This window comes from Mesorhizobium sp. M7A.F.Ca.CA.002.09.1.1 (assembly GCF_003998555.1).
Lineage (GTDB): Bacteria > Pseudomonadota > Alphaproteobacteria > Rhizobiales > Rhizobiaceae > Mesorhizobium > Mesorhizobium ciceri.
Genome location: NZ_RZRR01001079.1, coordinates 1 through 1638, shown reverse-complemented (window position 1 = coordinate 1638; position 1638 = coordinate 1). Strand labels below are relative to the sequence as shown.

The following is a 1638-nucleotide window of genomic DNA, read 5'->3' as shown; positions in this document are numbered from 1 at the left end:
CGTCGCTGCCTTCCTGCCGACGATCCATGGCGTACGCGCGATCGAGACCATCACCGGCCTGGCGCTGCCGGGCGTCGACCCGGCACACGAGGCTGATCTGCTGCTGAAGGCCGAGGCGGCCGATCTCGAAGGCATTATCCAGATCGCCGGCGCCGTGGCATTTCTCGATTCGCTGCCGCCCGAACGCTGGGCGATCGTAACCTCCGCCCCACGTGAGCTGGCGCTGTTGCGCATGAAGGCCGCGGGCATCCCCGTCCCGGCCGTCATCGTCGCAGCGGAAGATGTCTCCCGCGGCAAGCCGGCGCCCGATTGCTTCCGGCTTGGCGCGGAACGGCTCGGCTTCGACGCGCGCGACTGCCTCGTGTTCGAGGATGCCCCGGCCGGCATAGCGGCAGCCGAAGCGGCGGGCGCGGCGGTCATGGTCATCAGCGCCACGCACAAGCACCCCTTGCCAACGCAACACGCCGCGATCGCGGGCTACGACATGGTGGGCATCACCGTCGACGAGCGTGGCTGGATCGCGCTCGAGCCGCAGCGCAACGCCGCCTAGGCCGCGTCTAGAAATCGCTGGTCAGGCCCTTTACCTCCCAGTCGCCGTAGCGGCCGGGCTCCTTGCCGCCGCGGCCGCCGATTTCCTTCGGCGCCGAGGCTTCCTTTTCCAGGTACTTTACACGCCTTGCTTCGGCTTCCGCGAGCGCACGTCTGGCTTCCGGCGTCAGCGCCTTTGGCTCGACATCATGGGCAAGCTCGGCATCGGTTTTACTGGCTTCGTCGTTCATGCGATATTTCCAGCGGATTGAAACGGGAACTGGTGTTTCCCATCATATAGCGATGAGACGAAGCGGATCGACCCCTTTTCGCTATCACCTGGACAGGAGCAGACGATGAACACACTTCGCACCGCCATGCTTCTTGCCGCGATGACCGCGCTGTTCATGGGCGTCGGCTTTTTGATCGGCGGAACCGGCGGCATGATGATCGCGCTGCTGATCGCCGCCGGCACCAATCTGTTCAGCTACTGGAATGCCGACAAGATGGTGCTGTCGATGAACCGTGCCGTCGAGGTCGACGAGAAGAACGCGCCCGAATATTACGCCATCGTCCAGTCGCTCGCCAAACAGGCCGGCCTGCCCATGCCGAAGACCTACCTGATCGACAATCCGCAGCCGAACGCCTTTGCCACCGGCCGCAACCCGCAGAACGCGGCGGTCGCTGCCTCCACCGGCCTGTTGCAGGCGCTGACGCCTGAAGAGGTCGCAGCCGTCATGGCGCACGAACTCGCCCATGTGCAGCACCGCGACACGCTGACCATGACGATCGTCGCCACCTTTGCCGGTGCCATTTCGATGCTCGGCAATTTCGCCTTCTTTTTCAGTGGCAATCGCGACAACAATCCGTTCGGCTTTGTCGGCGTGCTGGCGGCGATGATCGTAGCGCCCTTTGCCGCGATGGTCGTGCAGATGGCGGTCAGCCGCACCCGCGAATACGAGGCCGACCGACGTGGCGCCGAAATCTGTGGACACCCGCTCTGGCTGGCATCGGCGCTTGACAAGATCGCCCGCGGCGCCGAACGCATCCGCAACCCCGATGCCGAGCGCAATCCCGCGACCGCGCATCTCTTCATCATCAATCCCCTTC

3 protein-coding genes are annotated in these 1638 nt (G+C 64.7%); 2 read left to right on the top strand and 1 reads right to left on the bottom strand.

The window, feature by feature from the left end; all coding sequences use genetic code 11:
* Positions 1–550: HAD-IA family hydrolase (locus EN994_RS30420; RefSeq protein ID WP_127308103.1), on the top strand; the 550-nt coding region annotated here is incomplete at its 5' end.
* 7 nt (positions 551–557) lie between these two features.
* Here the strand turns inward: EN994_RS30420 and EN994_RS30415 are convergent.
* A complete protein-coding gene (locus EN994_RS30415) occupies positions 558–779 on the bottom strand; it encodes a DUF1674 domain-containing protein (protein WP_024504209.1) in 222 nt (73 codons plus the stop codon).
* Between the two features lie 105 nt (positions 780–884).
* Between EN994_RS30415 and htpX the strand changes: the two genes are divergently transcribed.
* On the top strand, positions 885–1638 hold a 754-nt coding region (htpX, locus tag EN994_RS30410; protein WP_127308102.1), incomplete at its 3' end, for a zinc metalloprotease HtpX.

Bases quoted from the DNA above. Each gene is read 5' to 3' on its own strand.
- EN994_RS30415 (WP_024504209.1), bottom strand. From the start codon at position 779: ATGAACGACGAAGCCAGTAAAACCGATGCCGAGCTTGCCCATGATGTC.